This window comes from Streptomyces sp. RB17, assembly GCF_009604455.1.
In the GTDB taxonomy this organism is placed as follows: domain Bacteria; phylum Actinomycetota; class Actinomycetes; order Streptomycetales; family Streptomycetaceae; genus Streptomyces.
Genome location: NZ_WEGL01000034.1, coordinates 1 through 7,773, shown reverse-complemented (window position 1 = coordinate 7,773; position 7,773 = coordinate 1). Strand labels below are relative to the sequence as shown.

The following is a 7,773-nucleotide window of genomic DNA, read 5'->3' as shown; positions in this document are numbered from 1 at the left end:
TCTCGGTTGGCTTCGCAACCCCGAGCTACCAAGAGGCCCTGCCTTCATGCCCACAGCCGACGGCGATCACCCGATCGAGACTCCCGTTCGAGGGCCACCCCTCAAGATCGGAACGACAACAGCCACTGAGGGTTCCAGAGGAAGTAGTGCCAGGTGGGAAGTAAGAGCAGCCGCAGCAGGCGGTACACGGAGGAGTTCAAACGGGACGGGGTCGCGCTCGTTCGCTCCTCCGGGAAGACCGTCACCGAGGTGGCCCGGGAGATCGGGATCAGTGCCGAGGGACTACGGAACTGGGTCAAGTAGGACACGATCGACGGTGGGCAGGGGGCGCCGGGAGAGCTGACGACGGCCGAGCGCGAAGAGCTGCACCGGCTGCGCAGGCTCGCCTTGTCGAAGGCGTAGCCGCGGTCGGCGTCCAACCTCCTGGGCTTGTTTCGGGGCTGGCCTCGCACTGCTCGTATGCGGGAGACAGCGTCAAGAAGAGGGCAACGGCCTTGCCACCGCGGCCGGCGGGCAGCTGTCCAACGAGCAGCTCGAACCCCTGCTGTGGCCGCTTAAGAAGTCATCTCATTTGGTTCGGTAGGCTGTTGGCCGTGGTGGCGATCGTTGAGCGGCTTGTGCCGGATGAGTTGTGGGAACTGTTCCAGCGGATCGTGCCTGAGGCACCGACACGGCCTCAGGGCGGTGGCCGACGGCGGCATGGCGACCGTGAAGTGCTGGCCGCGATCGTGTTCGTGGCCACGTCGGGCTGCACGTGGCAGCAACTGCCGACGGCCTCGTTCGGGCCGTCCGGGGCAACGGCCCACCGCAGGTTCACCGAGTGGACGAAGGCCAGGGTGTGGGCCAAGCTGCACCGCCTGGTACTCGACGAACTGGGCTCGCGGGGCGATTTGGACTGGTCGAGGTGCGCCATCGACTCGGTGAACATGCGAGCCCTCAAAAGGGGGACCTGACAGGCCCGAATCCTAATGGGCGGCGAGTACGGCTCGAAGATCCACTTGATCACCGAGCGGACCGGCCTGCCCCTGTCCGTCGGAATCTCAGGCGCCAACGTCCATGACAGCCAGGCCCTGATCCCGCTGGTGAAGGGCATACCGCCGGTCCGCTCCCGACGAGGCCCCCGGCGGCGCAAGCCCGGCAAGCTCCACGCCGACAAGGGCTACGACTACGACCACCTGCGGCGATGGTTATCCCAGCGCGGTATCCGGCACCGCATCGCCCGTAAGGGCGTCGAGACCTCGCAGCGACTCGGACGACACCGGTGGACCATTGAACGCACGATGAGCTGGCTCGCCGGCTGCCGCCGACTCCACCGGCGCTATGAACGCAAAGCCGACCACTTCCTGGCCTTCACCAGCATCGCCTGCACCCTCATCTGCTACCGCCGACTCGCCAAATGAGATGACTTCTTAAGCAGCGGCAACCTCCTGGCGGTCGCCCTCGCCGTCCCGTTCGATGCGGCCCGTGCGCGTGGCTGGCCCAGGGCCGACGGCTGGTCGCTGTCTCGCTGTCCTCGCCCTTGGGCTGGTCCTGACTTCGTCTGCGCAACCGAGGTCACCGGATCGCCGACGAGCGGTCTGTCCCCAGGCAGGCGCAGTCGGATGCAGAGATCGTTCGAGGGCTGGGACGGATGTCGCTCTTTGCGCTTACTCTCCCCGACCGATCGGTGGCATTCCCTCCTCCTGCCTCCGACCTTGCGCGGCAGCCGTCATAATGGGGGCATGTCAGCCACGCCGCAGTACCCCGCTCCCGCGCAGGCCTCCGTCCGCGCCACCGCGGGCCCCAGTGGCGCGGACGTGGAGCTGTACCGGGAGAAGTTCCGGCGCCGGCTGCCGGACTCCCTGGCGGAACTGCGAGGTCCCGTCCGCGGAGTCGTGGAGCCGCCAGGCACCGTTGTCTGGTCTGGACTGCGCGCCTTCGACCTCGGCAACGAGCGCCAGCGCATGAGCCTGTACCGCACCGTCCTCGCCGAAGGCATGCGTGAGGACCTGTGCAGCCTGCTGGACCGCGACACCCTCCTGCAGCTGTGGCCCACACTGCGCAGCCTGGTGTCGACCACGGTCTGCGGTGTGTGGGAAGAGGCGTTCCCGGAGCTGCAGGCTCTGGCCGATGCTCCGGCTGCCCGCCCACCCGCCCGACGGCGCGCACACCGGGGTGCGGCGGCCGCGTGAAACTCCCCGCCCTGCACGCCCGCCTGCTGGCGGACGTCTTGGCCATCGGTTCCCCTTACCCGTTGGTGATCACCGGCGGCTACGCCGTCCAGGCCCATGAACTCCTTTCACGCCCGAGCCAGGACCTTGATGTCGCCACCGAGAGCCCCGCACCGATGGATGAAATCGTCCGTACCCTCACCGATGGGCTGACTGCACGCGGCTGGCACATCCAGGTGATCGAGATCGCCCCGCTCTCCGCACGCCTCAACGCCACGGACCTCCGCCCTGAGAGCGGGGACACGTGTGAGGTGGACATTCTCAAGGAAGTCTTCTCCAGGCCGGTCGCCGCGAGCGCCTACGGGCCGGTGCTCGCGGAGGAGGATGTCGTCGGCACGAAGGTCCGCGCACTCGCCGAGCGAGGCCTGGCTCGCGACGCCTTGGACGTCTTCGCCGCCTCGCGCCGCTGGACCACCACCGACCTCGAGGACTTCGGCCGCCGCCACGCCCGCGACCGCTTCGATCTCGAGTCCCTGCAGTCCCGTCTGACCGGACTCGCCTGGATCGACGACGCCGAATTCGAGGCGTATGGCGCGAGCCCGGAACTGATCGATGACCTGCTGTCCTGGGCCCAGGAGTGGGCGGACGATCTCGGCCGCCAGCTGCTGCGCGAGGAGCATATGGGCGAGTAGGACCGGGACCGGTTGGAACAGCCCGAGGCGTAGGCCCGAGGTGTGGGCAGTCGGGTCCGGCTCAGGATGCTCGCCGACATCCCTGCATACCCCTGGGGTGTCGGTGGAGGTCTACAAGCAGCTGCGGCGGGCACTGCTTCCTCGTCACCGGATCTGCTCCCGCTGCGTTGCGTCCATGGCCGGAAGGGTACGGAGCGCTGGTGCGCAACCGCTGCGAAAGATCACAACAGCCCGATAAACCGCAACTACTGACCGTAGTCAATGTTCGTGATCGCCTGGAATTGCTCACCCTTTTGCGGATCTTAGATGCGTACTGTCCGGGCCGCCCAGGAGCTGGTTGATGAGCTGGGTGGTTTCCGTCTCGAGCGAGCAGTCCAGGTCCTGGTTGCGGCTTCTCGTTTCAGTGTCATCAGTAGTTCTCATCTGGATGTCACGGACCTCTTCGACCCGGATTCTGGGAGTTACAATCCGCCAAATCTGGGATCGGCGGAGCGGGGCCAGACTCGGAGGGCCAGCGAAGAGGCGGCGGACGTGGCCAAGACGCGTTCCAGCTCCCTCTCGGGCGCACCTGGTGCTGGGACGACGATGGCCAAGGACTGAGGGCAGATGCATGCTCAAGGCGCGGCCGGAGACGTGAGCCCCGTGAGCAGTGCCATCACAGTTGGCATCGTTGCGGCTCGGGGGTATCAGAAGCTAAGGAGATGGTGGCAGGGTGTCCGCGGTGTCCGTTAAATTCACAGCTTGGCAACTGATCACGGAGTTTCGGCGGAGCGGCTCGCTGAACGAAGGGGAGCGGCTCGTCGATCTGGATGACTCGTCAGCCATCGATGACCCGGAGTCGCCTGCAGTCACCGTGTTCGCGGCTGCTCAAGTGATGATCCGCCCCATGTGGGAGGAGGAGCACGGGGATATCGACCGTGTCGTGGCGCGTGTCCCTGCTCGTGAGCTGAGCAGAACGCAGAAGGTGCTGCTCATTCAGGCGTGTCTCGGTGACATCGAAGCTGTACGGAGTGCGCGTGACGAGCACGGTCTCCTGAACATCCGGACCCTCGTCACCTTGCTCCGCTCACTCTTGGACGGCGAAGGGGTGACCGAGGCGGCGGCGTATGAACTCCTCGACCTTGCTGAGGAGTTCCAGGACGAAACGCTGCGAATAGTGCGTTCCGGGGACCGAGGAGGGCCGAGGGATGTGACGGAGACAGCGAGCCTTTTCCAACCTCCTGGTGAGGGTGGTTAGTTGGTCGCGGAGGTCTGTACAACCCAGTGAAGCTCCCGGTAGACGGGTTCACGACCAAGATCACCCGTAGTCCGCCAGGAGCTTCCGTGCTTGTCTACCCGTCCGGGATCGACCTGTCCAGTTCGACCCTGCGGTTCCTCGCCCGTCACCTGCGTCAGCGCCGCCGTGAGATCGGCAGCCGGTGGCGACGCCTGGCAGCGGGACGCCAGGCACTCCTCACCCTTGCGCACCTGCGATGCGGCGACACCTATGGCCAGCTCGCCGCGGCATTCAACGTCGGCATCGCCACCGTCTACCGCTACATCCGCGAAGCCGTCGACGTCCTGGCCGCCCTCGCCCCCACGCTTGAACAAGCCGTCGGCACCGCGGCGACCAAAGCGTTCGTGATCCTGGACGGCCCCCTGCTGCCGATCGACCGCATCGCCGCCGACCGCCCCTTCTACTCCGGCAAACACAAGAAGCACGGCATGAACGTGCAGGTCATCACCGACCCCTTCGGCCGCCTGCTCTGGGCTTCGCCCGCACTACCGGGAGCGGTCCACGACATAAAGGCCGCCCGCTCCCACGGCATCCCGGCCGCTTTGGCCCAAGCTGGCGTCCGCTGCTGGGCGGACAAGGCGTACCAAGGAGCAGGCGGCACCGTCCGTGTCCCCTACCGCGGTCGCTGGGACAAACTCTCCGAAGGCCAGTGAGCCGTCAACACCTCCCACGCCAAGATCCGAGCCCTCGGCGAGCAGGCCATGGCCACCCTCAAGACCTGGCGCCTCCTGCGCAAACTCCGTTGCAGTACGACCCGCATCACCACCATCGTCAAGGCCATCCTCGCCCTGCAACCCGCAGCGCACTGACGAGACCGGGATCAACAACACGGAAGGGACCCAGCATCGTGCCTGACGTCAAAGTCACCTACGACAAGACCGTGAATGCGGCGTACATATACTTCACCGACCCGCAGGTCAGCGTGAGATCGGCACATACCTATCCCTGCGATCCGATCGATGTCGACGGCATGATCAACCTCGACTTCGACGAGCAAGGCCGTCTCATCGGCATCGAGGTCCTAGCCGCCACGTCGAAGCTCCCCGAGTACCTGCTCCAAGCCGCTGAGCGGCTGGATTCCGAGGGAAGTTGAGTTCGGGAGCAGCCCGGCGATTGCTGCCTGCACAGCCACCGGCGCAGGTTGGAAAAGCCTCAGCGTCTCAGGAATTGCCCGCCATTGATCTCGGCGGACTGAGAATCCCCGCGGGAACGGACTTCACGCTGCACGCCGTGCGCAGTGAAGGCCGTGTATGCGGAGTCACTGTGGTCCGAGGCTCCACGGCTCTCCAACTACAGGCTTTCCACGCAATCCCCGGCCGGAACTGGGATGTGATCCGTGGCGAGCTGTACGGGAAGATGATGCGAGGCGGTGGATCCGCGAAAGAGTGGTCTGGTCCCGCTGGCGTGGAGATCCGGGCGAATGTACCGACGACGCGACCTGATGGATCTACGAAAGTCATGCAGGTCAGATTCCTAGGACACGACGGCCCCGACTGGCTGCTACGCGGCGTTGTCACCGGCGCCGGCGCAGCCCCAGAGAGCGCCGACCAGTGGGCGTACCGGCTCTTCGCATCCACCGTTGTCGTACCGTCGTTCTCACCGAGGGAGAATGGGGTGGCGATTGCGTTGAGCATTCCGGACGCCGCCGGCCGGTGAGCGCGCGCTCGTTGGTGGGCCACTCTTCGAGTGCGGCTCACCGCTTAGCGCGCGTGAAGACGCCCCCCAGCGGCGCGGACTCCGGCATACCGAATGCGGGATCGAGAGGTTCGCCCATGCAGGGCGCAACGGACACCAGCCGCGCCGGTTACGCTCGCCAACCATCCCTTGAACAGGGATTTCGCCCTTGACGTCTCCCGCGCTGTGCTCCATGCGCGTCTGGACCCGTGAGGTGTGGGTGAGGGCGAGTGGGGGAGTTGTCGCATCAGCTTCACGCGCGCGTAGAGAAGGGTGCAACGGCTGGAAGACCAGACCTGCACCGCGAACTCGCCACCCACATCGTCCCCGCCGCCCGCAAAGCCTGGACGGACCTGCAAAACCCCGACGACGGCTGCGTTCGCTGCGAACACGACGACTACCTGAAGATCTGGGCCCTCACCCGGCCGAAACTCGACGCCGACTACCTGCTTCTGGACGAGGCCCAGGACACCAACCCCGTCGTGGAACAGGTCTTCCTCGCCCAACGCGACCACGCCCAGCTCGTCATGGTCGGCGACTCCGCCCAGGCCATCTACCAATGGCGCGGAGCAAAAGACGTCATGACCGACTTTCACGGCGCCCAGCTCACCCTGTCGCAGTCCTTCCGCTTCGGCCCCCACCTCGCCGAGGAAGCCAATCGCTGGCTCCGCCTGGCCGACGCCCCTATCCGACTCACCGGCAGCCCCACCGTGCCCACCGAAATCGGTCCCGTCACCAGTCCTGACGCTGTGCTGTGCCGCACCAACGTCGGGGCCATGGCCCAGGTCATGACGCTCATGACCGCCGGATTTCGCGTCGCCCTGGCTGGGGGAGGAGACGGCCTGCGGGCCCTGGCCCAGGCAGCCCGTGACCTCAAAGAAGGCCGGCACACCCACCATCCCGAGCTGGTCCTCTTTCCCTCCTGGGGCGACCTGCAGGACTACGCCGCCCACGACCCAGCTGGACGTGACCTGCAGCCGTTGGTCAACGTCGTCGACGCCCACGGCACCGACGTCATCCTCGCAGCCGTCGCCCAGCTCGTCCCCCAGCCGCACGCCCAAGTCACCATCTCCACCGCCCACAAGGCCAAAGGACGCGAATGGCCTTGCGTACTCATTGCCGACGACTTCCGCCGGCCCCAAAGCCGCCAACTGGAAGACCACAGCAGCCCGGCGGTGAACTATCCGGTCGATGACGCCGAAGCCCGCCTGGCCTACGTGGCCGTGACCCGCACCCGCCAGCGACTGGATCTTGGTGGTCTGTCCTGGATCCGCGACAACCCGGACATCGCAAGCCAGGACCAGCCTGCCGCAGCTTATTGAGGCCAGCCGGGCTCCTCGGCCCGGTTCACGCCGCTGGTTCAGTGGACGGTTGGGTGGGCGAGGTGCGCTGGATCGCCCAGAGCGTTGATCTTCTCGACCAGGCTCAGGAAGACGGGGCAACGGAGCCAGGCGGCAGGGGCGAGTAACTGGCCGCGGAACGACGAGTGTCGAGGGCCGCCGTGCCGATGAGTTGGACGACGATGCATCGTTGGGCGGGAGCAACTGCCGCATGTCCCTGAGCATGCTGATCGGGTTCGTCAGGCTCTCGGGTGCTTTCGGTTCCCGGACGGCAGTGGCTGGATCCTTGCTGATCTCCCTGGGGGACCGACGCGCTGGCCTCGGTGAAGTGGTTCCGGAGGTTCAACCGGCCGTCGATTGGTTAGAAGTCCGTGCCCGGCAGAACGGTGGTCCGTTCGGCGCGATCCGTTTGGCGTGAAGGCACCGCTTCAAGCCATAGCCAGCGAACATCGCTTTTGCATTACCTTGACATGGGGCCAGCTTGACCTGTTCATCCTAGGGTCGGAAGGCGCGAGTCAACTACTCGGCCATGAACGACCGAGCTTGCTGACTCGGATCGTGACGGCTCCGTTTATGCTCCCGACTGCCCCCTACGACAGGGCGGTCACGGGTCACATCTGCCTCTCCCCGCTAGGCGGGGA

General features: G+C 66.0%; 6 protein-coding genes and 3 pseudogenes. All 9 read left to right on the top strand.

Annotated elements, in window-relative coordinates:
• The first annotated feature begins 153 nt into the window (after positions 1–153).
• A complete protein-coding gene (locus SRB17_RS44910; RefSeq protein ID WP_194294377.1) occupies positions 154–303 on the top strand; it encodes a transposase in 150 nt (49 codons plus the stop codon).
• A 299-nt stretch (positions 304–602) separates the two neighbouring features.
• Positions 603–1,400, top strand: a pseudogene (locus tag SRB17_RS44905) (IS5 family transposase).
• Between the two features lie 321 nt (positions 1,401–1,721).
• Entirely contained in the window at positions 1,722–2,171 is a 450-nt protein-coding gene (locus SRB17_RS44900) for a hypothetical protein (protein ID WP_153547959.1), read from the top strand.
• Complete coding sequence (locus SRB17_RS44895) at positions 2,168–2,842, top strand: nucleotidyl transferase AbiEii/AbiGii toxin family protein (RefSeq protein ID WP_323377624.1); 675 nt, start codon at positions 2,168–2,170, stop codon at positions 2,840–2,842. The genes SRB17_RS44900 and SRB17_RS44895 overlap by 4 nt, the downstream gene beginning before the upstream one ends.
• Positions 2,843–3,554: 712 nt before the next feature.
• Entirely contained in the window at positions 3,555–4,079 is a 525-nt protein-coding gene (locus tag SRB17_RS44890; protein ID WP_153547957.1) for a hypothetical protein, read from the top strand.
• An 86-nt stretch (positions 4,080–4,165) separates the two neighbouring features.
• Positions 4,166–4,927, top strand: a pseudogene (locus tag SRB17_RS44885) (transposase family protein).
• A 38-nt stretch (positions 4,928–4,965) separates the two neighbouring features.
• Complete coding sequence (locus SRB17_RS44880; RefSeq protein ID WP_323377623.1) at positions 4,966–5,211, top strand: DUF2283 domain-containing protein; 246 nt, start codon at positions 4,966–4,968, stop codon at positions 5,209–5,211.
• Positions 5,208–5,774, top strand: coding sequence for a DUF3710 domain-containing protein (locus tag SRB17_RS48815; RefSeq protein WP_153547955.1), 567 nt, complete (start codon positions 5,208–5,210; stop codon positions 5,772–5,774). The genes SRB17_RS44880 and SRB17_RS48815 overlap by 4 nt, the downstream gene beginning before the upstream one ends.
• A 311-nt stretch (positions 5,775–6,085) precedes the next feature.
• A pseudogene (locus SRB17_RS44870) lies at positions 6,086–7,114 on the top strand (UvrD-helicase domain-containing protein); the annotation flags it as partial.
• Between the last annotated feature and the right edge of the window lie 659 nt (positions 7,115–7,773).

Coding starts and splice junctions, on each gene's coding strand:
- SRB17_RS44900 (WP_153547959.1), top strand. CDS start 1,722: ATGTCAGCCACGCCGCAGTACCCCGCTCCCGCGCAGGCCTCCGTCCGC.